We start from the raw sequence: 25,251 nt of genomic DNA on the forward strand, positions 1-25,251 counted from the left end.
ATTCATATACGCCTCAGCATACGGGCGACTTCCTCCACCGAACATTTATAGTCGCCGTCGCCGCTGCGCTTATAGGTGCCTGTATAGATACTTCCGCCAAGATATATGGGCTCCTCGCCCTTTTTTATCCGCGGTACGTTTATGACGATTATCCGCTTGCCCTCGGTCTCAACTATCCTGACGTCCTTATCCGAGAGTATATTCCTGCTGACGCGGCGTCTGTCGTTGAGCACATCATAGAAGTCGCTGAGGAGCCACTGCGGATCGGGCAGGTCCACGGGGTGCAGGGACTTGTCCTCGTGCTCCTCCACTCCCAGGAGTATCACTCCCCCGAGAGTATTTGCAAAGGCGGAATAGGTCTCCCACAGGCTTACGGGAAGTCCTCCCGTTGCCTTTTTTGCCTCTATGCGGTTATTCTCCTTGTACCTCTCTATGTTGGCAAGGTCTATCATCACTGCACCTCCCTGATGTTTGATCCGTAATTACGGTAAAATGACAGCACCTTCATGTTCAAAGTAAAACTTTGCCCCGCCATGAACTGACGGGGCATTTCAGTGTATATGCTTCGATTTGGAAACGCTACCGTAAGCGATGTACAACTATCGGCGTTGATAAAAGTGAGCGAGCTTGCAAGCGCCCCCGTGGCAGCCCGCGGGGGCTCCCTGTCGTATAATCTGTATAGACTTAATTACAGCGCCGTAAGCGATGTACAACTATCGGCGTTGATAAGAGTAAGCGAGCTTGCAAGCGCCCCCGTGGCAGCCCGCGGGGGCTCCCCGCTGGTACGCCTGACTGGGATCGAACCAGCGCACACGGCGTCGGAGGCCGATGCTCTATCCACTGAGCTACAGGCGCATAAATAATACTGCTATATAATTATAGCAAAAACTCTTGAAATTTGCAAGCATTTATGATATAATTATAAAAAATAAATTAGGAGGGAACGTTTTGGGGGACTACATTTATCTGATAGTTGCGCAGACAGGTACAAGACCCGCACGATTCTTCAAATTTCTTACAAAAAAACCGTATAATCACGTTTCTCTTTCGGGAGATATGGACCTCTCGGAAATGTACAGCTTCTGCCGTACATACCGTCCGTTTCCTCTCCCTGCAACATTCAACAAGGAGATCGTGGGACAGGGCACTCTGGGACAGTACCAGAACATACCCTGCGAGATATACCGCATAAGCGTCACGCCCGAACAGAAAGAGGCATATAATAAGATAATCAATCACTTTGCAGTCCATCGAAAGGTATATTCCTACAACCTTCTGGGACTCCTTGCGGTCTACTTCAATATCGAGTGGAAGCGCGAGCGCAGCTTCGTCTGTTCACAGTTCGTAGCCTACACCATGGACAAGATAGGCATTCCGCTGGACAAGGCATTCTCGCTGTACAAGCCGGACGACTTCCGCAGCTTCCCCGGTGCAGACCTTATCTATACAGGGGAGCTCAACACATTCTACTATACCAGACAGTCCAAGCTATACACATAATGATATGACATAAGCCGCAAGCCTGACCTCGTCGGGCGAAAGCAGGTAGGCTCCGCAGTAGAGCCTGCTGTCAGGGGATATATATGAGAGTCGGAATTCAGCGCCGTGACCCAGCACCTCCACCGAGGCGGTGCCGTCCTCTATTACCAGCTGCGCAGGGACAATGCTCCTGCCGCTGATACGGCTGCGGGAATTGGCATAGGAATTTACGAACATCCATGAGCCGAGGCTCAGAAGCAGGTAGATGAAAACTGCTCTGAGAACGGCTTTTTTCTTTTTTCTGCGCATATTAGCTCCTTTTCATGCCGCACAGCAGCTCTCCCAGCGACCTGCCGAAGAGCTGGCCTGCGTACTGCACCTGTTCAAGGGTGTTTCCGTGGGAACCCACCTCGATGAGCAGGCTGCCGTTGGTGAGATCCTGATTGTAGTGCCTGTAGTCGAACAGCACGGGACGGGTAAGCCCCGGAGTATCGGATTCCAGCTTCTGCTGAAGGGTGCAGGCAAAGTGGAAGTTCTCCATATAATCAGGCATATCCAGCGTACCGTCGTCGCAGCCCGATATTATCATTATCTGAGCCGCCTCACGGCCGTCGGCCTCCGTAAAGGGCTGATAGGCGAAGCCCTCTCCCGATATGGCGTCCCTGTGGATATCCAGCACCACCTTTATGCTCGGGTACTTCTCCAGTATGGGGACTATGGTCTCGCGGCTCCGTGCGTATGAGCCGTTATATGAGGGATAGTCGTGTATCTCCGTCATATGTATCACCCCTATGCCCTGAGCCTCCAGCTCCGCCTGAATGGCGTTGCCCACCATTATCACGTTCTTTGTTTCGTCGGTGGTGCGGTAGTTGAAGGAGCTGTCGTAATGCTCCCGCACATAGGGCTCGAAGCTCTCGGTGGTATGGGTATGATACAGCAGCACAAGGGGACCGTCGGCGTCCTCCACGGTAAAATTGGGCAGGCAGCGGCTCTGGGCTATGAGCTCCGAATTGGGGATATCCGTCCTGTTGTTGACCTGTCCCCCGTTCTCAAGGTCGAAGAAGGCCGTTCCGCTGTAGCGGTCATAGGTGGTGCGGATTATCTCTCCCTCTCCGATATCCCACTGAACGGGATAGGGCTTTTCGCCTGCGTCCGCGGCAGTCATGTCAAGGGGCGACGGCAGTCTGAGAAGCTCCCTTGAAGCCGTGCTCTCGTCCTCAACGCCGTACCCCGAGGAGAGCATGACTCTCTCGTCAATGAGCTCCTCGGGAGCTATCCTGCTCTCCGTGGTCTTGTCCCTTCTGTCTGCGGCTGCACCCACAGTGCTGCTTATGGATATGCTCATGTCCTTTTTTGCGGAGCTCCCGAAATAAGAAGCTCCCTTTGCGGCTGCCGCCGTCATCACAGGCAGCAGCACGGCAGCCGTACACACGGCGGCGCCTCTCATTCTTCTGCGTCTGCGGCGCGTCATATACCTCACCTCACAAGTAATTCCTCTGGTATAAGTATATTACGCAGGTGACGGAAGTATGTCCGTCCGCAACATTATTGTGGACGTCAGAAAGAAAAATATGCAGATAAAAATCCCCCGACACGCTTAACCGCATCGGGGGATCGTTTCTTTACACTGTTTACAGTATCAACGCAGGCTGAAAGCCCAGGGCAAGATCGCTGTAGCCGTTGCCGCTGTTGTAGTCATACTCGGTGTTGATATTGTTCTTTCTCTTGTATTCCTTGATGAACTGATCGAAGAATTCATCGAAGCTGTCAAAGCCTTCTTCCTCCCAGTACTTGTCATACTTGTGAGCACGGTACTTGTCGAACCTGTCGGGGATAGTGCCGTCCCTGTCGTAGTCTGCGATGATCTCGTCCTGATTCTCCGCAAAGTAGACGAAATCGGGCATTACGTCCATAACAATCTTTCCGTAGTAAACAAAGGCAAGACCTGCTATGAGGGAGAATACGATACCCAGTATAGCGAATACCTTGCCGCCCTTCTTCTTGACAAGGGAGATTATGGAGAACAGCAGGCACAGAGGCACTGTGATGATACTCAGCATTGTACAGCAGAGCAGAAGGTTTACCAGAGAGATAACAAACGAGGCGATAGCCAGTCCCGCAGACTTTTTCTCCTGGGGCTGATAGCCGTTGTTATAGCCGAAGTTCTGTCCGTTGTTGTAGCCGTAGCCGTTATTGTAGCCGCCGTTGTTATAGCCGTAGCCGTTGTTATAACCTCCGTTGTTGTAGCCGCCGTTATATCCGCCGTTGTTGGGGTTATAGCCGCCGTTTCCGTAGTTGTTGTAGTTGTTTCCGCCAAGATCATCCATGATTTTTACACTCCTTTTTTATAAGCTTGTCTGCCAGTTCCAGTTGCGCACCTCAAGCTCGTCGAGGTTATACGGCGTCTTCTGGTACACGCAGTAATTGAGCCAGTTCGAGAACATGAGGTTCGCCGTGCATCTCCATGAGAACACGGGCATATTGTCGGGGTTGTCCCCGGGGAAATAATTGTAGGGTATCTGTATGTCGATGCCCTTTGCCACATCGCGGCGGTACTCGTTGGCGATGGTCTCCCTGTCATACTCGGAATGACCCGTGATGAAGTACTGTCTGCCGTTCTTGTTGGCGACTATATGGACTCCCGCTATATCCGACGAGGTGAGTATCTCCAGCTGAGGTATACGCTCGATATCCGCCCTGCGCACCTCGGTGTTCCTTGAATGGGGCACATAGAAGATATCGTCAAAGCCTCTCAGCAGCTGACAGTTGCTAACCTCAGCCCTGTGGGGGAAAATGCCGAACATCTTGTGATCCAGAGTATACTTCGGTATGCCGTAGTGATAGTAGAGACCTGCCTGTGCCGCCCAGCATATATACAGAGTGGAGAAAACGTGAGTCTTTGACCACTCCATTATGCTGCATATCTCCTTCCAGTAGTCCACCTCCTCGAAGTCCAGCAGCTCCACGGGAGCACCCGTGATTATCATGCCGTCATAGCGGTAATCCGCTATCTCGTCGAAGGTCTTGTAGAAGGCGTCAAGGTGGCTGCTTGAGGTGTTCCTGGAAACATGGGAGGCCATCTGTAAAAGCTCCACGTCCACCTGTAACGGGGTATTGCTGAGGAGCCTCATGAGCTGGCTCTCGGTCTCTATCTTCTTGGGCATAATATTGAGTATTATCACCTTCAGGGGACGGATATCCTGATGCTCCGCCCTTTCCCTGGACATGACGAAGATGTTTTCCTCTCCCAGCGTTTTGAATGCAGGGAGTTCAGATGAGATCCTTATAGGCACTCAATATCTATCCTTTCATATTATCTTTCTTGCTTTTGCAGCTCTGGCAGCCGTTCATGAAACTTTCAAGGTCGGCGCACTGTCTGCTGTCGCCCTTCAGGAAGCCGAGCCTTTTCAGGGCGTCGTATTTACTGCTGTCCTCCGGCTGGAAGAGCATATGGTTTATTCCCTTCAGCACGCTTTTCAGCATGACAGAACGCACCAGACCGTCACAGAGCATGATATCTCCGCCGTCGTCATAGTCATAGACCAGAGTACGCTCTGTACCGTAGGAATATGCTATGTATCCGATGACCTCTCCCCTGTCAAGGGCTTCGGTTATATGGAGCTCTGCACTGCCTGCGGCCTCTGCAAGCTTCTCATAGCCGACGGTATCGAATCTTTCCTGTATCTCCAGCATCTTATTTCTCCTTGCCGATAGCGTTTCTTATGGCGCGGAGCTCGTCTGCTGTAAGGTCGCGGTAAGCGCCGGGCTTCAGCATACCCAGCTTCAGGGGACCTATGCTTATGCGGCGGAGCCTTGCCACTTCAAGGCCTACAGCCTCGCACATCTTTCTGATCTGGCGGTTCCTGCCCTCCTTGATGGTAATGAGGAGCACTACTCTGCCCTCTGCCTTGTCCTTTACCACCACATTTGCAGGTAGAGTCTTTTTGCCGTCGATCTCCACGCCCTCGGCCAGCTTCACCAGCTGATCGTCGCTGATGTCGGGGCGAACCGTTACGCGGTAGGTCTTGGAGATATGCCTGCTGGGGTGCATTATGCTGTTTGCGAATTCGCCGTCGTTGGTGAAGAGCAGCAGTCCCTCGGAGTTCCTGTCAAGGCGTCCCACGGGGTATACCCTCTCCTCAACGTCCGTGAGGAGATCCATGACGCAGCGCCTGTCCAGCTCGTCTGAGACTGTGGTGACGTAGCCTCTGGGCTTGTTCATCATGAGATATACGAAGCTGCGCTTCTTCGGCATATATATCCTTTCGCCGTCAATGGTGATTATGTCCTTGAAGCCGCACTTGTCGCCCAGTCTGACGGGGTGGCCGTTAAGCTTTACCCTGCCCTGTGATATGAGCTCCTCGGCTTTTCGTCTGGAGCATACGCCGCTGTCGGCGATCATTTTCTGAATCCTTATTTTTTCCAAAGTTATCCTATCCTTTATGGGAGAAAATACTCCCGATCTTATGCTTTATTCTCTCAATGAGGCTCTTTTCCTGCTTTTTTCTGCCGTCTGAATAAACCTTATCCTCGGCTGCAACGAGAGGTACTCTCTCTGTTTCCCGTCCGCGGAAATAAACCGCCAGCTCGCCTATCTGCTCCCCCGTTCTCACGGGAGCGTACACAAAGGGCGGAGCCAGCACCGCAAAGGAGAAGTCCCTGTCGCTCCCCGACACTGTAGTCACGGAGATACTGTCCCTTTCGGGCATGAGCCTCAGCTTGCCGTCAACTGCGCCCACTATACCGGCAGTGATATCCCCCGGGAGCTTCACCTCCCGCAGGGCTGCCTCACGGAAGCACCAGTCATACAGCGCCATATGATCGTCCCAGTCGTTCCTGTCGTTAAGGGTGACGCAGATGAGGTCCTTGCCGTCCCTTTCGCAGGCCGATACCAGACAGCGCCCCGCCTCGTCGGTAAAACCTGTCTTTACGCCGTATACCCCATCGTACATACCCAGCAGCTTATTGGTGTTCTTCAGCTGCCTTTCACAGGGCGGATCGCCGAAGCTGACCTTCATGCTGCTCTGTGAGCATATACTGCGGAATATGTCGTTGCTCAGAGCCTCCCTTGCCAGCAGAGCCATATCCCCTGCCGAGGAGCCGTGTCCCTCGCCCTCAAGTCCTGAGGGAGTGACGAAATATGTCCTTGACAGTCCCATATCACGGGCGCGGCTGTTCATCAGCTCCGCAAAGGCATCGAGGCTCCCTGCTATCCTTACGGCAGCAGCATTGGCGGCGTCGTTGCCCGAGGGCAGCAGCATACCGCAGCACAGGGCGTACTTTGTGACTGTATCGCCCTCCCGGAGCCCCATGGAGGAGCCCTCCACCTTTACAGCCTCACTGTCAACGGTGAATTCGTCGTACAGGCCGCCGCTCTCGATACAGAGCAGAGCCGTCATGATCTTGGTGGTGCTTGCCATAGGGAGCTTCTCCCCTGCATTCAGCGCATAGAGGGTCTCTCCCGTATCGGCGGATATTACCGCAGCCGCCTTCGCGGATATCTCAGGCCTTTCGGCGCAGTATCCCGCAGCGGCGCGGACGCAGAGGGCAGTTACGGAAACTGCCGCAGTTATTGAAACGAGCCATTTCATAGGCACACCTCCGCATATTATGATATACTGAAGGTTATGCCGCTGAATATGATTTTATTCTCAGTTCAGGGGAACAGATTCGTCTGTGATGCCGCCTGCTGCGGTATCCTCGGAGCTGCCGCCCTTCTTCTTGCTGATGAAGCCGCTTACCTTGTCGATGATGCCTGGCATCTTCTCGATAGCAGCGCTGATGGGGTCGCTTGCGCCCTCCATTGTCACCATCTTTGCGGAGCCGTCGGGTGAGATAACGAGGAAGCCCTCGGGCTTGATGGAAACGCCTGCTCCCGCGCCGCCTCCGAAGAGGTCCTTGTCGTACTTCGAGGGCAGATCCGAACCGCCCGACGCAAAGCCGTAGCTAACCTTGGATACGGGGATTATGGTAGTACCGTCGGGGAGCTTGATAGGCTCGCCGATAATGGCGTTAACGTCTGCCATCTCCTTGATCTTTTCGATGGAAATACCTAAAAGCTCGCTTACAGGTGTATTGTTTGCACTCATATTTTATACCTCACTTCTGCCTTGCGGCGGATTTTTTCAATTTACGTTTTCTCAGCTTTTCAGGCAGGAATGTCCTGAAAAAATATGTCAACAGGAACCATGCTCCTGCTATGACCACTGTACCCACGCGGAAGGAAAGCTCTCCCGAGGTGTCCCAGCGACCCTTGGATACGCCGAACTGCGGGCGTATATCCACGGTCTTCAGCCTTACGGTAAAGAGCTGGCTGATAAAGGCGATGCCGCTGTATACCAGTGCGGAGTACCTTCCGTACTTCACTGCGCAGTCGCAGGCGTCCTCGTCTGCGATAACGAAGTCTATATAGAAGTCCTTCAGCCTGAAGCCCTTGAATATCTTCAGCAGGGGGCGCTGAGCGCTCTCCCATATGCCCACCAGGAACTCTATCTTGTCGCTGAGTGACTTGCTGTCATCGTCCTCTGACTTTTCGGAGCTGTCCTCCTCATCATCGGAGAAGTCCCCGTCAAAGTCCTCATCGTCCTTCTTTTTCTTCTTTTTGTCCTTTTTCTTAAAGGGAGCTTCCTCAGTGATCTCCCCGTCAATGCTGTCGGCAGCGTCAGCCTCCTGTGCCGGAGCGCTGTCTGTATTCTCTGCGCTCTCGCTGACCGCAGGGAGCATATCCGCTTCGGGATCGTTCACGGGGATATCCTCCAGCTCCTTCTCCCATTCGTACTGCTCGCGCTGCTTTTTCTTTTTCTTTGACTTTTTCTCCTTAACGGGCTTCGGCTTCTTCGGCTTTGAAGGCTTGTCCTTCTTTTTTGCCTTGCGCTTCTTCCACCAGCCGTAGAGGCCTCCCCCGTCGGAGTCCATCAGGTTTATTATCCAAAGCTTGGCTTTGTAGCTGAACTTTCCGTCGATGTAGCTGAACTCTCCTCCCGCAGGAGTTATGCACACCAGCAGTATTATGCCTAAAACGGCAAGAAGTATATACAGCAGAATTTTCAGTACGATCATTCCTGCCGCTCCTTTCGTCTGTTATTCTTGCTTCTGAGCCTCCGCCAGCTCTCTGTCCACGAACTCATCCTCGGTCTCCAGAACCATATCGCTCTGTCCCGGGAGAGGCGGAAGATCTGCCACGGAGCTGAGTCCGAAGCTTCTCAGGAATACGGCCGTAGTCCTGTATACTATGGGCTTTCCGGGGACGTCCAGACGTCCTGCCTCCTCCACAAGGCCCTTTTCCACCAGGTTGTTTATTACCGAGGAGCTGTCTATTCCGCGGACATTCTCCACGAAGCCCTTGGATACGGGCTGATTGTAGGCGATTATGGTAAGAGCCTCCATTGCCGCATTTGACAGGGGGGCTGTCCTCTTGGTCTCCAGAGCCGCCCTGACCTGGGGAGCGTACTCCTCACGGGTACACATCTGGAAGCTGCTGTCCAGCTTCTTTATGCACAGACCGCTGCCGCAGTCCTCGTACCGCTCGTTGAGCAGTCTTATCATTGACGGCAGAGTTCCCGCGTCAACGCCGCTTGCCTCCGAGAGGCGGTATATCTCAATGGGCTCGCCGCTGGCAAAGAGTATGGCCTCAATGGCTCCGAGCCTGTCCTTTATCTCCAAGTCTTATCCTCTCCGTTCTTTTCTTCCCTTGAAGAATATCATGGTATTGTCGTCGCTTATGCCTATGCGGCCGTGCCTTGTGAGCTCCAGCACCGCAAGGAAGGTGGCCACTCTTGCGGAGCGGTCGGTTACTCCCTCATAGAGACTGTCCATGTGCATCTCTCCCGTCTCGTAGAGCTGTCGGAGGATATGCACCACCTTGGTCATTACCGAGACTATGCGCCGCTTCACCACGGAGTTGATCTTGTTCTCCACGCGGAGCTTTGCGTGCTCGGACCTTATATTCTTCATTGATATGGCGCTGTAGGCTATGGCAAGCCTTTCGGGCTCGTGGACAAGTGTATAGGTCATGTCCGCCTTTATCTTCATGGGGCTCCTGACGAAGATATCGCCGCCCCTGAAGGCCTCCGCAAGGGTCTTTGCGGCGATCTTGCAGAGAGAATACTCGATGAGGGCGCCCTCCAGCTCGCGCTTCATCTGCTCGGCCTCCTCGGGCTGAGGAAGCAGCGAGGCAGTCTTGATATATATGAGCCTTGCAGCCATTTCCAGGAACTCCCCTGCCAGCTCAAGGTCCTGTTCATGGGCCTGATCTATATACAGCAGGTACTGCTCCAGCAGCTTGGATATCTCTATGTCGCAGATATTCAGCTTGTGCTTTGCTATAAGGCTAAGCAGCAGGTCGAGAGGCCCTTCAAAGACCTCCAGTTTGAATGATATACTTTCCATTTCTCTAATCCACAAAATAAAACCAGTTTTCTCCGAATACTACCTTTACGATCTTCTCCGGGATATCCCACGGGGCATGGCAGAACACCAGATGGTCCAGCAGGCGCTTGAACTGCGTCACGATGACACCGATGACCGATATCTCGCCGTCTGTTATGAGCTCGATGAAGATTATTCCCCAGAGGATTATGTTCGACCAGTACATTATCTTCTTGTAGTGGCTGAAGTACCACCTTCTGAACTTAGGCCACGAGAACTGGTAGAAGATCTGGAAGCCGTCAAGAGACGGCAGAGGCAGAAGGTCTATGACTCCGAAGCAGAGTCCCGAATAGGCCGCCGCCCTGAGCACCCTGAAAAGACTGGCCATCAGGAACGATGAGGGAGCCAGACCGTACAGTGCTCCCGATATGTTGTACAGAAGCAGATACATGAAGAAATACGCAAATGGAGCCGAAAGTGATATGAGGGTCACGTCCAGCTTCATGCGCTTCAGCTTTGAGACGTCGTAATTCATCTCCTTGCTCCAGCCCATACCCGTGATAAGGGTTATCAGCATTCCCGTCCTGTCCGTATGTCTGCGGAAATCAAGACTGAGCCTACCCTGGGACTTCGGGGTATCATCTCCCAGCAGCTTTGCCGTGCCGGCCTTCACAAATGCGGCGGCAGGCATTACAGCAACAAGAAGTATCACTCTGGATATGGCAACAAGTATCAGCCTGTAAATAACACTCATATATAGAACCTTTCAGATTTTTTATTATGTCACCTGAACAGCAGCGGTATCCATGACACAAGCCAGAATACACCGTACTCAACATAGGCTTCGATTATCATGAAAACCACTCTTACCATCATAAAATTGCTGCCTATGATTATCAGGGCGAAGAATATGCCGCTGAGTACGCGCTGATTGCGGAATACCCAGTTGTCGAACTTCGCAGGTGTGAACGCTCTCAGGAAGTTGAAGCCGTCCATGGGCGGCAGAGGTATCAGGTTGAACAGCGCCAGCGCAACATTGATGTGTATGAAATTGCCAAGCAGCTCATATGCTGCCTTTCCCGTCTCCGAGACCATTCCCTCGACCATGGTCCATTCTGAACCGCCTGCGATGATACAGGCCGACAGTACATATATGAAATAGCCAACAAGTGCGGCCAGCAGGTTTGAGATCGGTCCCGCTATGGCAACTATGGCATAGCCCAGACGGCGGCGCTTGAATTTCGACGGATCAACGGGTACGGGCTTTGCATAGCCAACTCCCAGAGCCAGCATCATCAGCAGTCCGATGATATCTATGTGCGCAAAGGGACTGAGAGATATCCGCCCGTTCCTTTTAGCTGTGTCGTCGCCCAGCCACAATGCCACAAGACCGTGGGCGGACTCGTGTATGGGTATCACCAGCATGAAGGTGATGGCCCTGGCAGCGATCATCAGTATCATATCCAGCTGAATTCCGGAATCGTGCATAATTATCCTTTCTTTCCCGGAGCACCATGCTCCGACAACAGTTATACATTTAATATTATACTACAAAGCGGCATATATTTCAAGTAAAAAAGCATATTTTAAGCTGCTCAAAAAAATTTTTTTGATTTTTTTCAAAAAACACTTGCTTTTTTTCTGATTATGTGTTAAAATAATCATGTTGTATTTTTACAGGTTAGTTAAGGAGGTGCAACCTAATGGCAAAATGTGATATCTGCGGAAAGGGCGTAACCTTTGGTATCAAGGTCTCACACTCACACAGACGTTCCAACAGAACATGGAAGCCTAATGTAAAGCGTGTCAAGGCTATCGTCAAGGGTACTCCTTGTCATATCTACGCTTGCTCAAGATGCCTGCGTTCAGGCAAGGTCGAGAGAGCTTGATGATCTTAGCATGAAAAGAACAAGGGCGTTCCGTCAGGTACGCTCTTTTTTCATGCCCTTATATCCGAAAAAAAGGCATTCCCGCATAACCGGGAGTGCCTTTTTATTAATGCGTCAGTCCGCTCTTACAACAATTACCTGCTTTGATACGGCATAGCTCTGTGTGAAGGAGACCTTCTCCTCACGCTCGGGAGTTACGGACATACCTGCGACGCCCACATCAACTCTTTCCGAATCAACGGCGCCTATGATATCGTCAAAGTCCATATTCTCTATCTTGAGAGTCAGTGCCAGCTCGTCGCAGACAGCGTTCATGATATCAACGTCTATACCAACGATCTTTCCATCCTCTATGCTCTCATAAGGCGGGAACTCCGCATTGGTAGCCATGGTCAGCACGGACGATCTCTCGATATTGTTATCGGGAATATAGCCGATGTGATCGGGGTCGCTGCCTATCCAGTGCTTCATGATTTTTTCGATGGTCCCGTCCTCTTTAAACCTTGTGAGCACCTCGTCAATCTGCTCGCCCAGCTCGTCGTTGCCCTTCTTGTATGCTATGGAATACTCCTCCTCAGCGAATGCGTCGGGAAGTATCTGAAGTCCCTTGTTCTTCTTTATGAATTCCTGAGCAGGCTCGGAATCTATTATAACAGCGTCTATCTTGCCCTGCTTCAGAGCCTGTATAGCGTCTGAACCCTTGTCATAGCCCTCGACCTTGGCGTCCTCAACGTCCTGAGCAAAGATATAGCCTGTAGTGCCCAGCTGAGTGCCTATGGTCTTGCCCTTGAGCTCGTCCGCATTATGTACGGTATTTGCAGGTGCGCCGCAGCCTGAAAGACTTACAGCAAGTATAAGACCGGCGGATAAAGTTCCTAAAAATTTTTTCATAGAAAGTCATTCCTTTCTCAAATAAGATCTTATACTTATATTATAAACATTTTTTCCAAAAAAATCAAGAGATTCAAAGAAATTTTATCCATTTTGTAACTAATACCAAAAAACCGCTGTCTTACGCCTTGTAAGACAGCGGTGACGGCTCAGAGAATGCTCTCTCCTTCGCCCATTACGTGTATAAGAACAGCCTTTGCGTCCTCGAGACGGAATATCATCATTCTGTTACCCGTCCTGTCGTTGTAGATCTCCTTCAGGTGGGGCATTGCTTCAAGAGCCGCCTCTGCATACCCGGGATCATCCTCGAAAACGGCCTTTCCTGTGTAGCGGAGCCATGTTCCGTCGCTCTTGCAGGCGGCTATCTCGCAGAGAGGGTTCTCCTTCAGCTGCTTGTATACATCCTTGAAGTCGCCTATGCCGAAAAGCACCTTTCCGTCCATTTCCATATGGAGCCCGAGAGGTCTCAGCTTAGGCTGGTCGCCGTCCTTTGTTGCAAGGAAGAATATCCCTGCCTCCGTGAGAAAATCATTGAGTCTGCTCATTATATATACCTCCTTCTGCACTTATATGTGCATATCAGTCGTCAAAAAGGGGCGTTGAGAAATATCTCTCGGCAGTATCGGGAAGTATGGTGACAACCGTCTTGCCCTCGCCCAGCTTCTCGGCAAGCTTCAGCGCTGCCGCAACATTGGTGCCGCTGGATATGCCGCACATTATACCCTCCTTGGAAGCCAGGTCCTTGGCGGTCTGAATAGCCTCCTCGTCGGTAACTATGTAGATATCGTCGTATATGCTCTGATTGAGGATATCGGGGATTATTCCGTCGCCTATTCCCATCTGGAGATGTGTGCCGATATTTCCGCCTGCAAGAATGGCAGCGTTCTCGGGCTCCACAGCCCATATCACCATGTTGGGATACTGCGCCTTGAGAGCCTCGCCGATACCCGTAATGGTACCGCCTGTGCCTATTCCCGAGCAGAAGCCGTCTATCTTCACTGCTGACTGCTCCAGTATCTCCAGAGCGGTGTGATACTTGTGAGCGCCTATATTGTTCACGTTGGAGAACTGCTGGGGAACAAAGACGTTCTCGTCCTCCTCCGCCATTCTCAGTGCAGTATCAAGGCACTCCTGTATGCACTTGCCGATATCTCCGTCATCGTGTATGAGTATCACCTCCGCGCCGTAGTGCTTTACCAGCTTGCGGCGCTCCTCGCTTACGGAGTCGGGCATGATTATCACGGTCCTGTAGCCCTTTACCGCTCCGACAAGAGCAAGGCCTATGCCCTGATTTCCGCTGGTGGGCTCAACGATTATGGTATTCTCGTTGATCTTTCCCTCCATTTCGGCGTGGCGTATCATGTTGTAGGCTGTTCGGGTCTTTATGGAGCCGCCTACGTTGAGTCCCTCGAACTTTACGAGGACGTCGGCGCTTCCCTTCTTTGTCATCCGGTTGAGCTTTATCATGGGGGTATGCCCGATAGCTTCCAGAACGTTGTTATATATCATTGGTTTATTACTCCTTGTCAGGACTCAGGTCAAAGAGCTGAGAGCTGAGTTTTTTGTTTGGGTATTCTGTCTACGGGCAGATAATATCCGCCCCTGCCGATCACTCCTCGGCGGCGGCAAACTGGCTCTCGTGACGGGTGAAGAAATCCGTTCTGGGAGGCAGGAACTTCAGCTTGTGATTCTCGCCTGTAAAGTAGTTCACAGGCTCAAGGATAGTATTCCATGACCATATGCGCTCGTCAACCTCCAGGTACTCGCGGAGCTTCTCTGTGCCGAAAGGCGCCATGGGGTGCAGGAGCACGCCTGCTATCCTTATCATGTAGAACAGGTTCGCAAGGGACTGCTTCAGCACTTCCCTGTCGGGATATTCGCCTGTGAGCGCCTTTGCCATGTACTTGCTGCCGTTGCGGATATAGCTGTCCAGAACGTAGGTACACTGGTGGAAGGCAAACTTTGACATATGCCTCTCATAGTCCAGAACTGCCTTCTTTGCCTCCGCAAGGAACTTCTCCTCGGGAGCGTTGTCGGGCATAATGCCGTCAAGCTCCTTCTGAGCGGTATAGAAAGCCGTCCTTATCATGCGGTTGTATACGTTTGACAGCAGCAGACCGTCCTTTACAACAGGATCTGCGTCCTCGGGCTTTGCGTCGGGGTTGTAGGGCTTGGGCATGAAGCTTACGGAGCGCTGACCCAGACCAAGTCCCAGCCAGTGCATACGGAGCTGCTCGGGAGTATAGTGCTCCAGCAGGTCGTCAGCCATGGGCGGCTTTACCGCGCCGGAGCTGGAAGCCTTCTTGTCAAGGAAGAGTATATGGTGATTAGCCACGATAACAGGCATCTGGAGCTCGCCCTCCGCAGGTGAGGCCGTCTTGGTCTCGCTCTCCTGCTGCGCCATCCACATGGCAGGCTCGGCAATGCCGTAGAAGTAGATGTTATCCTGTCCGATGAACTGGTATACTGTGGAATCCTTGCTGCACCAGTAGTCCTTCCACTCCTCGGTGTCATGGCCTATGGACTCTAAATATGTCTCGGTGAAGGAGATAGGAGCCCACAGGGATTCAGGCCATACCCATACGGTCAGTCCGTCAACGCCGTCCATTACGGGAGCGGGTACGCCCCACTCGATATTGCCTGTAAGTCGGAAAGGTACAAGTGTCTTTCCCGTTCTGTAGCGTATGCCGTTCTCAGTAAGTATGCGGCAGGCCTCGTCGCAGTCGGAAAGCTTTGTGAACTCTATGGTGAACGAGGGCTTCTTGGGCTCCTCTATGTAGGTATGCTCAGGCATGGAGCTGCTGAGCTCCTTATACTTCTCCTCGAACTCGCGCTTGATGTAGATAACGGGGTTCTTCAGGAACTCGTCGATGGTCTTCCACACAACGGGACGGATATCCTTGCGCTTTTTCAGCTCCTCCACCCATTCCTTCATGAGCTGCTCATAGTCGCGGAGTTTGAAGTACCAGTTGGTGACGGGCTTCATGGTGGGAGTCTCGCCTGTAAGGGTGCTGACGGGATTTATAAGGTTCTCGGGCATATACTGATGACCCATGTCGCACTCGTCTGCGTAGCCTTTTTCAGAGGTGCAGCCGTCCACGGGACATTTTCCGATTACCTGTCTGCCGTTGAGGAACACGCCTGCCTTCTCGTCAAAGAACTGCATGGTGGTTATGCGGTCCAGCTGTCCCTTCCTGTGGAGAGAGCTGATGAAACGGTCGGTGACGGAGGCATGGATCTCCTTGGAGCGTCCCAGACCCGAAGCCGCAAACAGGTTCGGCGATATGCCGTAGGCGTCAAGAGTGGCCTGCTGCTTGTCATGGTTGCGCTGAACGAAGTCCTCGAGGGAGCCCTCGAATTCGCCGTTCTTGACCTTTACGCGCCAGCCCTCGGCTATAGGCGAGCCGTAGCAGTCCGTACCGCCTACGAATATAACATTATCCTTGCCTATACGGTCGCGCATGAAGCGGGCGAAGGTGTCCGCGAACACGAACATTCCGCCTACATGGCCGAAGTGGAGCTCCTTGTTGCCGTAGGGCATTCCGCCTGTGACGATACATCTTTTCGGGAACACAGGACGGGGTATCTCAAAATTCTTCTTTTCTTTATTGTCTGACATTTTATTTTCCTCTTTTTCAGAAAGAATATGATCTTGCATTGGCTGATGGCTTTTCAGGCAAAGGCCTGAAGTCTTCTGCGTGTTATCTCCTCGCCCAGAACATGGCTCACTTCCCAGATATCGGGAGCGTTTGCGTGTCCTGTGAGCGCTATGCGGAGCATATTTGTGATGTGGACTATGCTGCCCTTGTACTGGTCGGGATTCTTCTTGTAGTCCTTGGGCTTTACCGCGAAGCCCATTTCCTCGGTGATAGCCTTTACCTTGTCGAACCAGGCTGCCGAATCGTCGTTATGGTCGTAGCCTGCAAGGTACTTTCCGAAGAACTCCTTTACTGTAGCCTCATCGCACTCTTCGGGCATATCATCGGTCACCTTGAAGGTCTCGTCATAGTAGAAGCTCATGAAGTCGCAGGCCTGCTTCCATGTTTCGATATCACGTCTGGGCTTGGGACCGCCTCTGCCGATGTTGAGGGCTCCCAGAGTCCTCTCGGGATACTGCTTTATCAGTGAAGCATACTTCTCATCGTACTCCGTGCACCATTCCAGCCAGCCGTCGAATACCTGCTGTGCAGGCATACGGCAGATAACGTTCTTTGAGATGTCGCGGAGCTTGTCAAGGTCAACAAGTGCGCCTGATACCGACATCTTGTCAAGAGCATAGGGGAAGTCGTGATAATCTGCCTCGGGGGTGGCGATACGCCATTCCTCGTAATTGGAGTTGAGCAGAGTCAGCAGGAATTCCCAGATAGCGTCCCTGCTTATGCCCTCCTGCTGATAGTAGGCCAGCGCCAGCTCGGGGTCCTTGCGCTTGGAGAGCTTGCGCTTGCCGCCTGTCTCGCCGTCTATCTTCATGAGAGTAGCGGTGTGGCAGTATACAGGCTGCTTCCAGCCCAGTGTATTGAACAGCTCAACGTGCATGGGCAGAGAGGAGATCCACTCCTCGCCTCTTACAACGTGTGTTGAGCGCATGAAATGATCGTCGATTACGTGTGCGAAGTGGTATGTGGGGATACCGTCGCTCTTGAGGAGGACAAAATCCATGTTGTTGCGCGGCATTTCAAGTCTGCCGCGGATAGCGTCGTCAACAGCGATGGTCTCGCCTGTCTCCTGCCCCCTGAAGCGGAGCACCCACTCCCTGCCTGCGGCGATGTTCGCCTTTACCTCGTCTATGGTAAGGTCGCGGCACCTTGCATACTTACCGTAAACTCCGGGGTTTTCCTTATTGGCGGTCTGCTGCTCGCGGACAGCCTCTATCTCCTCTGCGGTCATGAAGCAGGGATAAGCCAGTCCCCTCTCTGTGAGGAGCTTTGCGAAAACGTGGTATATATCCTTTCTCTGACGCTGACGGTAGGGACCGTAGCTTCCGTTGTCGCCATCTGCCGTTGCGCCCTCGTCAAAGTGAACGCCGAAGTAGTCCATAGCGTTGATGACTGTCTCAACAGCGCCCTCCACCTCGCGCTTGTTGTCGGTGTCCTCTATCCTCAGGAAGAAAACGCCGTCCGACTGGTGGGAGATACGCTCGCCTATGATGGCGTTATAGAGGTTGCCGAGGTGAACGAAGCCCGTAGGGCTGGGGCCGATACGAGTAACACAGGCTCCCTCCGGAAGCTGCCTTTCGGGGAAACGCGCCTCTATATCCTCGGGAGTATCCTTCACATCAGGGAAAAGAAGTTCTGCAAGTGCCTTAAAGTCCATAATATCAATCCTTTGTAGTTTATGAGCCTGAAATATGCTGTCAGGCAATATTTATTAAATTATAACACATATACAACTCAAAGTCAATGAAAAAATATCCCGGAGCTTGCCGCATAAAAAAGCTCCCCTCGTTAAGAAGGGAGCTCTCTGTTAGTCCTCACATGAGATATGAAGCTTTTACCCAAGCATCATTGCTTGTGCTCAGGCAGGCCCAACCATTGTAGAAGCCGTATACATAAACCGTGGTTCCGTTGTACAGTTTTCCGATCCTGCTGCAATTTGTTGAAGGTCCGCTCCTTACATTGAGGTAGCCGCTGCTAAGCACGACCGTATAACGCTGACCGTATACAGCAGCGCTTGCTGAAAGAGTGTTGTCGGACTTGGGTGATACAGTCTTTGTGATAGCCGTACCCGTGCCAAGAAGGACGAATGCCATTGCTGCCGCTGTGACTTTTTTGAGTGTTTTGCTGAGTGTGTGTTTCATTGTTTGCTACATCCTTTACATTATATTTAAGACCTTACGGCCTTATTGACCTGTCAATGCAACGTCAGTACAAATGCTTCCATGCCGTCCGCGGGACTCATGCTGCGATAGGATCAATAGAGCTTTGTGAGATTGTACATATATCTGTTGAAATAATAGCCCTTCCAGTTCCAGCCCGATACAGGATCGTATCCGCTTATGCACTTTCCGCTTGAATCGAGCTCGAGAACCGTGCCCTCATAGATATTGATGTTTACTACCCAGTTGCCGCCGCTTACATCAAAATCCAGAACCGTACCTGTCTGTATAGTTCCCCAGTAAACCATTGAGATACCGTAAGCGAACCTTGATTTTACCCTGTAGGCGTGAGTGTTCCTTGCTGCGTCTGCTGTGATAGTTGTGTCGGACTTGGGTGATACGTTTTTAGTGATAGTTGTTCCTGCTCCGAGAAGAGTAAATGCCATTGCGAATGCTGCTGCTCTTTTAAAGATGTTTTTCATAATAAATAGTCCTTTCATAATAAAATTATGCGTTTGTCAATGCGGCCTTGCCGGCTTATCCGCCGCATTTACCTTACAGTCATCATTCTACCCGTACTATCTCTGTTTTGCAACAAAACAGGAGCAAACAGCATAAAAAACGGAGTAAACGGGAGTTTTCCCTTCACAAAAGCTCGGATCTTCAGAAGTTCCCGCCGCACAGACGCAAAAAAGCTCCCCTCATACTGAAGGGAGCTTCTTATCAAGCATTTCTTACGATAATTCTGTCCTTACTGAGATCAGATGTGGTGGCACTGCCAACGAACCTTATACTTAGCGCCGTCATTGTTGATGCACTTGTACCAGGCCCATGTAATTACATAATTACCCTCAACCTCATTTGTGTACTTCCAGAAAGCATACTGATGATTGAGTTCGGCACTTGCGCTGAGAGTGTGATCGCACTCAGGGCATACGTTCTTTGTGATAGCTGTTCCTGTTCCGAGAAGAGTCAGTGCCATTGCTGCTACAGAGATCTTTTTGATAATGTTTTTCATTTTAATCGTCCTTTTCATAATACATATTTTGCTAAGTCTGATCGATCGTCCTTACGCTGTATATTTAACATCAGCCGGCAGCATATGTCAATAAAAAACAAAATCATCATTCATATAAAATACATATCTCGGCGGATTGCACAAAACTCAAAAATGCTAAGACATTTCAGCTTTACCTGTTTTCAAGGAAATGTACCAGCATATTCCACGCCGCGCAGTCCACACATCCGCTGTCGGGCAGTCCGCAGCAGCGTCGGAACACTCTCACGGCAGCGGCGGTCTCCTCGTCGTATTCGCCGCACACATTCACCTTCGGCATATTGTCGTACCAGGCCGCTGCCTTCCACAGCATGGCCTGTATGATATACACCAGCTCGCCGCTGTCTCCCACCGAGGCAGTGAAGCTCCGCGACGGAAAGGCGTGATATGCCGCAGGCTCGCCGTCAAGGTACTCCCTGTAGACCCTTGTCACTGTCTCCCATGTACGGCTGTCGGTCTCACCTGTTACCGGGAGACCGTACACCCGCTGAAAGGCCTCCACCGCGTTCTTGGTGTCGGTGTTGTAAACTCCGTCGGGCAGCACCTGGGGTATCCTCCTGTCAAACATGGATATGGCATACAGGTAGCCCTGAAGCTCGCGGATATGTTCCTTTCTCTGTTCATCTGTGTATGGCATAAAATCATCTCCTGTTTAAATATTTATAAATAAATTACTTGACATTTAACTTTTATTGTTGTATAATGCTTCACATAAGGTTAATTCATCAGCCTTAAATACCAAAAAGGAATGATACTAATGAAAAACACTTTTAAAAAGGTACTATGTACCACTCTTGCAGCTGTTTCTCTATCTGCTGCGGTGACTGTTCCGTCATCGCTCAACAAGCCTAATTCGGATAACTCTTTCGTTAACGTTATTGAAGCTAATGCTAAAGATATTGTATACAAAGACTTATCATTGGCTTATAAGCAAGGGGAGACAACGGTTACTTTTACGTTAACTGTCGACAAACTTAATGCAAGAAGTTGGCCAGACGGTCCCAAAGTAGCCACTTTTTCAAAATCAAATGGAGATAATATACATTTTAGTAAAATAAGAATAGAAAAATATGGTACAGAAAACCGTGTTTGGGGATTAACAGATAATGAGATTAAATGTGATGATGGGGTATATAGAAACGTATGGTTGTGTATATATCGCGGTATAAAAAATGGCAATATATATGAGCCTAAAAAGCAGATTGAATGCGAGAATGATTATTATAAAACTAAATTGGATAGCTATTTTAAGACAGGTGCAACTAACCCTGGTTTCTATCTGACCAAAGAAAACATCTATAAATCAACTCTTCATTGCTACAAAAAAAATGGCAAACACTATGTTGATCTTGAATCATAAAAATATCTCCCCTCCCCGTGAGGGGAGTTTTTACTGTCAGGAATTCACGGCGACAAGTGCGCCTCCCCTACTTTATGGTATAACCGGGATTCTGGTATGGACGCTTGTCGAAGCCGTAGCGCAGGTCGGAATATACTCCCGCTATGCTGTCCCAGGTCACAGCTCCCACTATACCCGACGGGTCAATGCCGAACTGCCGCTGAAAGGCAGTGACGGACTGCTTTGTAAGCGGACCGAAATAGCCCGTATCGCTGACCGCAGGTATCTCGGGATAGCTCCTGTTGATGTAGGTGAGGTACTGCTGTATGATGCGCACCGATTCTCCCCTTGCTCCCTCGCGGAGCACCGTCCCCGGATAGAGAGCTACGGCTGTGTATTTCGGAGGAACGCTTTCAACTATGCCCTGATATGCGCGGAAAAGGTCGTTCCTGGTGGCTCTGTCCACCACTCCCGTCTGAGGAAGTCCGAATACCCGCTGGAAGGACTTCACCGAGCGCTCGGTCTGCTCGCCGAAATAGCCCGTTATCTCCACGGGTATCACCGCCTCGTAGTAGGCTCCGATAACGGCAAGGTAGTATTGCAGCATACTCACCTCGATGGACTGCATACCTATACTGAGCTCCTCTGCGAACTGCGGTGAGATCTCCTCGAAGCGCACTCCCTCGGAATCCAGCTCCGCCAGACGCTTGACGCTGGTATAGATATAGCTTATCCTGTACCATGTAGAGGCATTGACCGCCCCCGTCTCCTGCAAACCGAAAACCTGCTGGAACTTCCTCACAGCCGCCTCGGTGGCGCTGTCAAAAACTCCGTCTGCGGCAGGTATCTTGGGTATGGCAGGGAAATTGCCCGATATACGGTTGAGCCATACCTGTATGTACTTCACGTCGTTGCCGAAGGAGCCGTTTTTCAGCTCTGTATCGGGATAGGAGGGCATGGCTGTGCGCACGGGAGCGTTCTTCACGATGTCGATGTCCCCGCCGTAGTAGTATTGCAGTATCTCATAGGGCGTAAGCCCGCGGTTGGCCAGCTCCACCGTCCCCCACTGTGAAAGCCCTGCGCAGGTGGTGGTGGTACCGTTGCAGAAGGCGGTGAACAGCGGCTCGACGCTGCCCTGACGCCTGACATAGTCGTTGAAAAGCTCGTCAACGAGATAGCTTATGTTCCTGAAGTACTCACGGCCGTTTATGAACTTCTGGTCGAACTGTGTAGTTGCGGTTATGTCGAAGCTGTAGCCCCTTGAGCGGTACCACTCGGTGTATATGCGGTTCAGCGCAAAGGACACTATGGCGTAGATATTGGCGCGGAGAGCGCTCTCGGGCCATGTGGGGTATATCTCGCTGGAGGCCACATTCTTGACATATGAGGAAAAGCCCACCGTAACATCGGGCGCCTCAGCGTCGGGAAAGCCCAGATGCACTGTTATGGTCTCCGGGATAAAGGGCGTGCCTGTAAGCATGGCTCACTCCTTTCCGCCGCCGAACGTCGGCTCAGCATTGTAATAGGTCACTGTCTCGTCGGAGCTGTTCATCATAAGCGGCACAGGTATGAGATTGAAGTTCTGCACAGAGGTTATCCCCGAAAACACAGGTACGTCAACGCTCCTTGCACGGAAAAAGCCCTCCGCGGAAACGCTTACGTCATAGAGTGCATAGGGACGCCTGTCGGGGTCGGGAGCCTGTGAATGTATAAGGTCGGGGGCAGGCAGCTCAAACCGCGGCGAGATACCGCTTTCGTCCGTTTCTCCCGAGGCCAGCACCAGCCTTTTCCCGTCCACAAGCGCGGTCACCAAAACCATGGCTCCCGCCACCGCTGAGGAATCGTCTCCCGTCCGCACGTTCACAAGGATATAGCCCTTTTCGGCTCCAAGAAGCTCCGACCTGTCGTACTCGGGAGGCACATCGTCCTCAGTGGAAGCCGTGCCTCCGTCCGTATCAAGTCCCGACAGATCAGGCTCGGGGAAGCGGCTGTTGTAGTCCTCCTCCATGCCGTTGCTGTCCTCGTCCGTATGCTCGGCGTAGACCGTATCATCGGGAGCGTTCTCATCTACATCGCTTATCTCCGCGGGCTGTTCATCGTATGCGTGGGCTGCTTCGGGAAGCTCCCCTGCCGTATCTTCGGGAGAGGTGCTCCTGCTGTAGAGCTTCATCATCTCCTGCTTGTATCTTTCCATATCGAGATTTCCGTTTTGCATAATATCTCCTCCCGATAAAGCATATGCGCCGAGGCTATGAAGTTATTCCTCTTTACAAAAAGCCGTCCTTGTGATATAATTCTTTTTGTGATGCAATCTGCGGAGAAGTCCGCACTGATAATATATCTTAATGACTGGAGAAAAAATGAAAAAGAACAATACAACGGCGGCTGAAAAAAAGCCCCTTCCCAAGATACTGAAAAACAAATGGTACCTGTACATGACGGAGTTCTTTGCAGGTATGTCCGTAATGGCCGTGGAGCTGGGCGCAAGCAGACTGCTGGCACCCTATTTCAGCTCCTCGCAGATAGTCTGGACAATAATAATCGGTACGATAATGATAGCCATGGCTCTGGGCAATATCTACGGCGGCAGAAGCGCCGACAAGAACCCCGATCCCGATAAGCTCTACGGCAGGATACTCGTTGCCGCCGTATGGATAGCGGCCGTTCCCTTCATCGGCAAGCTGGCTATCGCAGCCATTGCAGGTCTGCTGGTAGTCACCGTAAACACCAATTTCCTCATATGGGCAGCCTTCATCACCTGCATGGTGGTGTTCGTATATCCGCTTTTCCTCCTCGGAACAGTCACGCCCTCACTGGTAAAGTACACCGTGGACTCCCTTGACGACAGCGGCAGAACTGTGGGCACTCTCGGAGCCGCAAACACCATAGGCTCCATAATAGGCACATTCGTCCCAACCTTCATCTCCATACCCGCCGTGGGAACCGCCGTCACCTTCCTTATCTTCGCAGGCATAATGCTTGTCATAGGACTGGTATACTTCATAAGCTCAAAGCGCGGCGCAGCAAAGACTGCCATAGCCTCTGCGCTTTTCATAGTCTGCTGCTTTGCCTCTCCCTCCATGGGCTTCGCCTTCTGGGAGAAGGGTCTCACCTATGAGGGCGAATCCGTATACAACTACCTGCAGGTCAAGGAGGACGAGGAGAATACCTACCTCTCCACAAATGTGCTATTCGGAGTGCAGTCGGTATACGTCAAATCAGGCGAGCTCTCGGATATGTACTACGATTACGCAATGGCGGCTCCACTTATGACGGAGTCCCCCGATACTGCGGATATTCTCGTTCTGGGCATGGGCACAGGCACCTACGCAAAACAGTGCATGAACTACTTCAGCGGCGCTGAGGCCGAGGGCGTGGAGATAGACGACAAAATAACCGACCTTGCACACAGGTATTTCGAGCTTCCCGAGGATATAAAGGTCACCACCTACGACGGCAGAGCCTTTCTTGCGGCCTGTGACAAAAAATACGACGTCATCATGGTGGACGCCTATCAGGACATCACTATCCCCTTCCAGATGTCCTCGGTGGAGTTCTTCACGCTGGTGAAAAAACACCTCAACGAAAACGGCGTCATGGTGGTGAATATGAATATGCGCTCCGACAGCTCCGACAGTATCAACAATTACCTGGCGGACACTATCTCGTCGGTATTCGCCAACGTATATACCGCCGATGTGGACTTCTCCTCCAACCGAGAGCTTTTCGCCTCGGATAACGGCGGTATGACGGAGCTTCTCGCCAGAAATACCGAAGCCCTCACACAGGACGACCTCATCCGCATGATGAATGTGGTGCAGTCAAAGCTTGTCCCATATGAGGCGGGAGACCGCATACTCACCGATGACAAGGCTCCCGTGGAGCTCCTGGGCATGAAGGTCATCGACGATATCATTCAGGAGGAGCTTGTGTACTACAAGAAGGCCTTCAAGGAAAAAGGCATACGCGGACTCCTTGAATGAACAGGATATACAGAACTGCCGCCGGTACAAGGCGGCAGTTTTTTTGCTCAGGCGGATGACTATTCTGCCTGTTTATGATATCATTTAATTACGGATACACATTTTGTCCGAAAACTTTTAAGAGAGATGTTTTTATGAAAGGTCTATTAAAAAAAGCAGCGGGAACCTTGCTTGCTATTGTGCTTTTGGGAGGCGCGCTGCCTGCGAAAAATGCAAATGTTAAGCCAAATATGACCGCAATGGCTGCAATCAGATATGTAGAAGCCTCAGAAACTATCACAATACCCGAGAATATATATGTATCTGTTCCGGGTGTTGGACCAACAGGTGAAATTATTTATCCGGATAAAACCCAATATGGAACTCACTTCAAAATTGCAGCTGATAAGGATATTTTTAATGAAAGTATTTGGCTATATAGGAGCGAATAC

29 protein-coding genes and 1 tRNA gene are annotated in these 25,251 nt (G+C 51.4%); 4 read left to right on the top strand and 26 right to left on the bottom strand.

The window, feature by feature from the left end:
* Nucleotides 1–2 precede the first annotated feature (2 nt).
* A complete protein-coding gene (locus tag Q0Y65_RS10880) occupies nucleotides 3–452 on the bottom strand; it encodes a helix-turn-helix domain-containing protein (RefSeq protein ID WP_297959658.1) in 450 nt (149 codons plus the stop codon).
* A gap of 328 nt (nucleotides 453–780) precedes the next feature.
* Nucleotides 781–855, bottom strand: a tRNA-Arg gene (locus tag Q0Y65_RS10885).
* A gap of 93 nt (nucleotides 856–948) precedes the next feature.
* On the opposite strand from Q0Y65_RS10885, the gene Q0Y65_RS10890 reads away from it, so the two are divergent.
* Nucleotides 949–1,500, top strand: coding sequence for a hypothetical protein (locus Q0Y65_RS10890; protein ID WP_297959660.1), 552 nt, complete (start codon nucleotides 949–951; stop codon nucleotides 1,498–1,500).
* Here Q0Y65_RS10890 and Q0Y65_RS10895 read toward each other — a convergent pair.
* The 13 genes from Q0Y65_RS10895 to Q0Y65_RS10955 form a co-directional block, all read right to left on the bottom strand.
* Nucleotides 1,489–1,788 (bottom strand): hypothetical protein, encoded by a 300-nt coding sequence (locus Q0Y65_RS10895; protein WP_297959662.1) that lies wholly within the window; start codon nucleotides 1,786–1,788, stop codon nucleotides 1,489–1,491. The genes Q0Y65_RS10890 and Q0Y65_RS10895 overlap by 12 nt on opposite strands.
* A gap of 1 nt (nucleotide 1,789) precedes the next feature.
* Complete coding sequence (locus Q0Y65_RS10900; protein ID WP_297959664.1) at nucleotides 1,790–2,950, bottom strand: stage II sporulation protein P; 1,161 nt, start codon at nucleotides 2,948–2,950, stop codon at nucleotides 1,790–1,792.
* A 160-nt stretch (nucleotides 2,951–3,110) separates the two neighbouring features.
* Nucleotides 3,111–3,806, bottom strand: a complete 696-nt coding sequence (locus Q0Y65_RS10905) for a hypothetical protein (protein ID WP_297959666.1) — start codon at nucleotides 3,804–3,806, stop codon at nucleotides 3,111–3,113.
* Between the two features lie 18 nt (nucleotides 3,807–3,824).
* On the bottom strand, nucleotides 3,825–4,772 hold the full coding sequence (gene metA / locus Q0Y65_RS10910; RefSeq protein ID WP_297959668.1) for a homoserine O-succinyltransferase: 948 nt from the start codon (nucleotides 4,770–4,772) through the stop codon (nucleotides 3,825–3,827).
* Nucleotides 4,773–4,779: 7 nt separating this feature from the next.
* Nucleotides 4,780–5,172, bottom strand: coding sequence for a hypothetical protein (locus Q0Y65_RS10915; protein WP_297959670.1), 393 nt, complete (start codon nucleotides 5,170–5,172; stop codon nucleotides 4,780–4,782).
* 1 nt (nucleotide 5,173) lies between these two features.
* Nucleotides 5,174–5,905, bottom strand: coding sequence for a pseudouridine synthase (locus tag Q0Y65_RS10920; RefSeq protein WP_297959673.1), 732 nt, complete (start codon nucleotides 5,903–5,905; stop codon nucleotides 5,174–5,176).
* Between the two features lie 7 nt (nucleotides 5,906–5,912).
* A complete protein-coding gene (locus Q0Y65_RS10925) occupies nucleotides 5,913–7,070 on the bottom strand; it encodes a D-alanyl-D-alanine carboxypeptidase family protein (RefSeq protein ID WP_297959675.1) in 1,158 nt (385 codons plus the stop codon).
* A gap of 60 nt (nucleotides 7,071–7,130) precedes the next feature.
* Entirely contained in the window at nucleotides 7,131–7,568 is a 438-nt protein-coding gene (locus Q0Y65_RS10930) for a GerW family sporulation protein (protein WP_297959677.1), read from the bottom strand.
* A 10-nt stretch (nucleotides 7,569–7,578) separates the two neighbouring features.
* Complete coding sequence (locus Q0Y65_RS10935) at nucleotides 7,579–8,538, bottom strand: hypothetical protein (protein ID WP_297959678.1); 960 nt, start codon at nucleotides 8,536–8,538, stop codon at nucleotides 7,579–7,581.
* 21 nt (nucleotides 8,539–8,559) lie between these two features.
* Nucleotides 8,560–9,141: an SMC-Scp complex subunit ScpB gene (gene scpB, locus Q0Y65_RS10940; RefSeq protein ID WP_297959680.1), complete on the bottom strand. Its 582-nt coding sequence runs from the start codon at nucleotides 9,139–9,141 to the stop codon at nucleotides 8,560–8,562.
* 3 nt (nucleotides 9,142–9,144) lie between these two features.
* Nucleotides 9,145–9,867: a ScpA family protein gene (locus Q0Y65_RS10945; RefSeq protein WP_297959682.1), complete on the bottom strand. Its 723-nt coding sequence runs from the start codon at nucleotides 9,865–9,867 to the stop codon at nucleotides 9,145–9,147.
* Nucleotides 9,868–9,871: 4 nt separating this feature from the next.
* Nucleotides 9,872–10,600, bottom strand: a complete 729-nt coding sequence (locus Q0Y65_RS10950) for a site-2 protease family protein (protein WP_297959684.1) — start codon at nucleotides 10,598–10,600, stop codon at nucleotides 9,872–9,874.
* 29 nt (nucleotides 10,601–10,629) lie between these two features.
* On the bottom strand, nucleotides 10,630–11,334 hold the full coding sequence (locus Q0Y65_RS10955) for a site-2 protease family protein (RefSeq protein WP_297959686.1): 705 nt from the start codon (nucleotides 11,332–11,334) through the stop codon (nucleotides 10,630–10,632).
* 215 nt (nucleotides 11,335–11,549) lie between these two features.
* Between Q0Y65_RS10955 and rpmB the strand changes: the two genes are divergently transcribed.
* Nucleotides 11,550–11,735 (top strand): 50S ribosomal protein L28, encoded by a 186-nt coding sequence (rpmB, locus tag Q0Y65_RS10960; RefSeq protein WP_019678047.1) that lies wholly within the window; start codon nucleotides 11,550–11,552, stop codon nucleotides 11,733–11,735.
* Between the two features lie 114 nt (nucleotides 11,736–11,849).
* Here rpmB and Q0Y65_RS10965 read toward each other — a convergent pair whose 3' ends face one another.
* From Q0Y65_RS10965 to Q0Y65_RS11005, 9 genes are all read right to left on the bottom strand, one after another.
* Nucleotides 11,850–12,626, bottom strand: coding sequence for a transporter substrate-binding domain-containing protein (locus tag Q0Y65_RS10965; protein ID WP_297959688.1), 777 nt, complete (start codon nucleotides 12,624–12,626; stop codon nucleotides 11,850–11,852).
* 149 nt (nucleotides 12,627–12,775) lie between these two features.
* Nucleotides 12,776–13,171 carry a pyridoxamine 5'-phosphate oxidase family protein gene (locus Q0Y65_RS10970; RefSeq protein ID WP_297959690.1) on the bottom strand — a complete coding sequence of 132 codons (396 nt, stop codon included), beginning with the start codon at nucleotides 13,169–13,171 and terminating at the stop codon, nucleotides 12,776–12,778.
* A 34-nt stretch (nucleotides 13,172–13,205) separates the two neighbouring features.
* Nucleotides 13,206–14,135, bottom strand: a complete 930-nt coding sequence (gene cysK, locus Q0Y65_RS10975; RefSeq protein ID WP_297959692.1) for a cysteine synthase A — start codon at nucleotides 14,133–14,135, stop codon at nucleotides 13,206–13,208.
* A gap of 100 nt (nucleotides 14,136–14,235) precedes the next feature.
* Complete coding sequence (locus Q0Y65_RS10980) at nucleotides 14,236–16,245, bottom strand: class I tRNA ligase family protein (protein ID WP_297959693.1); 2,010 nt, start codon at nucleotides 16,243–16,245, stop codon at nucleotides 14,236–14,238.
* Between the two features lie 53 nt (nucleotides 16,246–16,298).
* Nucleotides 16,299–17,939, bottom strand: a complete 1,641-nt coding sequence (locus Q0Y65_RS10985; protein ID WP_297959695.1) for a glutamate--tRNA ligase — start codon at nucleotides 17,937–17,939, stop codon at nucleotides 16,299–16,301.
* A 157-nt stretch (nucleotides 17,940–18,096) separates the two neighbouring features.
* A complete protein-coding gene (locus tag Q0Y65_RS10990; RefSeq protein ID WP_297959697.1) occupies nucleotides 18,097–18,423 on the bottom strand; it encodes an SH3 domain-containing protein in 327 nt (108 codons plus the stop codon).
* 113 nt (nucleotides 18,424–18,536) lie between these two features.
* Nucleotides 18,537–18,923: a hypothetical protein gene (locus Q0Y65_RS10995; protein ID WP_297959699.1), complete on the bottom strand. Its 387-nt coding sequence runs from the start codon at nucleotides 18,921–18,923 to the stop codon at nucleotides 18,537–18,539.
* A 278-nt stretch (nucleotides 18,924–19,201) separates the two neighbouring features.
* Entirely contained in the window at nucleotides 19,202–19,459 is a 258-nt protein-coding gene (locus Q0Y65_RS11000) for a hypothetical protein (RefSeq protein ID WP_297959701.1), read from the bottom strand.
* A 172-nt stretch (nucleotides 19,460–19,631) separates the two neighbouring features.
* The gene (locus Q0Y65_RS11005; RefSeq protein ID WP_297959703.1) at nucleotides 19,632–20,135 is read right to left on the bottom strand and encodes a peptidoglycan-binding domain-containing protein; all 504 of its coding nucleotides are present in this window, start codon (nucleotides 20,133–20,135) and stop codon (nucleotides 19,632–19,634) included.
* A gap of 120 nt (nucleotides 20,136–20,255) precedes the next feature.
* Between Q0Y65_RS11005 and Q0Y65_RS11010 the strand changes: the two genes are divergently transcribed.
* Nucleotides 20,256–20,858 carry a hypothetical protein gene (locus Q0Y65_RS11010; protein ID WP_297959705.1) on the top strand — a complete coding sequence of 201 codons (603 nt, stop codon included), beginning with the start codon at nucleotides 20,256–20,258 and terminating at the stop codon, nucleotides 20,856–20,858.
* Between the two features lie 67 nt (nucleotides 20,859–20,925).
* On the opposite strand, the gene Q0Y65_RS11015 is transcribed toward Q0Y65_RS11010, so the two are convergent.
* Both Q0Y65_RS11015 and Q0Y65_RS11020 read right to left on the bottom strand, forming a co-directional pair.
* Nucleotides 20,926–22,317 carry a peptidoglycan-binding protein gene (locus Q0Y65_RS11015; RefSeq protein ID WP_297959706.1) on the bottom strand — a complete coding sequence of 464 codons (1,392 nt, stop codon included), beginning with the start codon at nucleotides 22,315–22,317 and terminating at the stop codon, nucleotides 20,926–20,928.
* 3 nt (nucleotides 22,318–22,320) lie between these two features.
* Nucleotides 22,321–23,052: a carboxypeptidase-like regulatory domain-containing protein gene (locus tag Q0Y65_RS11020; protein WP_297959708.1), complete on the bottom strand. Its 732-nt coding sequence runs from the start codon at nucleotides 23,050–23,052 to the stop codon at nucleotides 22,321–22,323.
* Nucleotides 23,053–23,197: 145 nt separating this feature from the next.
* Here Q0Y65_RS11020 and Q0Y65_RS11025 point away from each other — a divergent pair, with 145 nt between their 5' ends.
* Nucleotides 23,198–24,820, top strand: a complete 1,623-nt coding sequence (locus Q0Y65_RS11025; RefSeq protein WP_297959710.1) for a spermidine synthase — start codon at nucleotides 23,198–23,200, stop codon at nucleotides 24,818–24,820.
* Nucleotides 24,821–25,251: the final 431 nt, after the last annotated feature.

It is taken from the genome of uncultured Ruminococcus sp., from assembly GCF_947301925.1.
Lineage (GTDB): Bacteria > Bacillota > Clostridia > Oscillospirales > Ruminococcaceae > Ruminococcus.

What these genes read in the sequence shown, in the direction of transcription:
- Q0Y65_RS10950 (WP_297959684.1), bottom strand. Translation starts at nt 10,600, where the DNA reads ATGAGTGTTATTTACAGGCTGATACTTGTTGCCATATCCAGAGTGATA.
- Q0Y65_RS10990 (WP_297959697.1), bottom strand. Translation starts at nt 18,423, where the DNA reads ATGAAACACACACTCAGCAAAACACTCAAAAAAGTCACAGCGGCAGCA.
- Q0Y65_RS10985 (WP_297959695.1), bottom strand. Translation starts at nt 17,939, where the DNA reads ATGGACTTTAAGGCACTTGCAGAACTTCTTTTCCCTGATGTGAAGGAT.
- Q0Y65_RS10880 (WP_297959658.1), bottom strand. Translation starts at nt 452, where the DNA reads ATGATAGACCTTGCCAACATAGAGAGGTACAAGGAGAATAACCGCATA.
- Q0Y65_RS11015 (WP_297959706.1), bottom strand. Translation starts at nt 22,317, where the DNA reads ATGCTTACAGGCACGCCCTTTATCCCGGAGACCATAACAGTGCATCTG.
- Q0Y65_RS11025 (WP_297959710.1), top strand. Translation starts at nt 23,198, where the DNA reads ATGAAAAAGAACAATACAACGGCGGCTGAAAAAAAGCCCCTTCCCAAG.
- Q0Y65_RS11000 (WP_297959701.1), bottom strand. Translation starts at nt 19,459, where the DNA reads ATGAAAAACATTATCAAAAAGATCTCTGTAGCAGCAATGGCACTGACT.
- Q0Y65_RS10900 (WP_297959664.1), bottom strand. Translation starts at nt 2,950, where the DNA reads ATGACGCGCCGCAGACGCAGAAGAATGAGAGGCGCCGCCGTGTGTACG.
- Q0Y65_RS10930 (WP_297959677.1), bottom strand. Translation starts at nt 7,568, where the DNA reads ATGAGTGCAAACAATACACCTGTAAGCGAGCTTTTAGGTATTTCCATC.
- Q0Y65_RS10945 (WP_297959682.1), bottom strand. Translation starts at nt 9,867, where the DNA reads ATGGAAAGTATATCATTCAAACTGGAGGTCTTTGAAGGGCCTCTCGAC.
- Q0Y65_RS10935 (WP_297959678.1), bottom strand. Translation starts at nt 8,538, where the DNA reads ATGATCGTACTGAAAATTCTGCTGTATATACTTCTTGCCGTTTTAGGC.
- Q0Y65_RS10895 (WP_297959662.1), bottom strand. Translation starts at nt 1,788, where the DNA reads ATGCGCAGAAAAAAGAAAAAAGCCGTTCTCAGAGCAGTTTTCATCTAC.
- Q0Y65_RS10905 (WP_297959666.1), bottom strand. Translation starts at nt 3,806, where the DNA reads ATGGATGATCTTGGCGGAAACAACTACAACAACTACGGAAACGGCGGC.
- Q0Y65_RS10955 (WP_297959686.1), bottom strand. Translation starts at nt 11,334, where the DNA reads ATGCACGATTCCGGAATTCAGCTGGATATGATACTGATGATCGCTGCC.
- Q0Y65_RS10925 (WP_297959675.1), bottom strand. Translation starts at nt 7,070, where the DNA reads ATGAAATGGCTCGTTTCAATAACTGCGGCAGTTTCCGTAACTGCCCTC.
- Q0Y65_RS10980 (WP_297959693.1), bottom strand. Translation starts at nt 16,245, where the DNA reads ATGTCAGACAATAAAGAAAAGAAGAATTTTGAGATACCCCGTCCTGTG.
- Q0Y65_RS11010 (WP_297959705.1), top strand. Translation starts at nt 20,256, where the DNA reads ATGAAAAACACTTTTAAAAAGGTACTATGTACCACTCTTGCAGCTGTT.
- cysK (WP_297959692.1), bottom strand. Translation starts at nt 14,135, where the DNA reads ATGATATATAACAACGTTCTGGAAGCTATCGGGCATACCCCCATGATA.
- Q0Y65_RS10995 (WP_297959699.1), bottom strand. Translation starts at nt 18,923, where the DNA reads ATGAAAAACATCTTTAAAAGAGCAGCAGCATTCGCAATGGCATTTACT.
- Q0Y65_RS11005 (WP_297959703.1), bottom strand. Translation starts at nt 20,135, where the DNA reads ATGCCATACACAGATGAACAGAGAAAGGAACATATCCGCGAGCTTCAG.
- Q0Y65_RS10965 (WP_297959688.1), bottom strand. Translation starts at nt 12,626, where the DNA reads ATGAAAAAATTTTTAGGAACTTTATCCGCCGGTCTTATACTTGCTGTA.
- rpmB (WP_019678047.1), top strand. Translation starts at nt 11,550, where the DNA reads ATGGCAAAATGTGATATCTGCGGAAAGGGCGTAACCTTTGGTATCAAG.
- Q0Y65_RS10915 (WP_297959670.1), bottom strand. Translation starts at nt 5,172, where the DNA reads ATGCTGGAGATACAGGAAAGATTCGATACCGTCGGCTATGAGAAGCTT.
- Q0Y65_RS11020 (WP_297959708.1), bottom strand. Translation starts at nt 23,052, where the DNA reads ATGCAAAACGGAAATCTCGATATGGAAAGATACAAGCAGGAGATGATG.
- Q0Y65_RS10970 (WP_297959690.1), bottom strand. Translation starts at nt 13,171, where the DNA reads ATGAGCAGACTCAATGATTTTCTCACGGAGGCAGGGATATTCTTCCTT.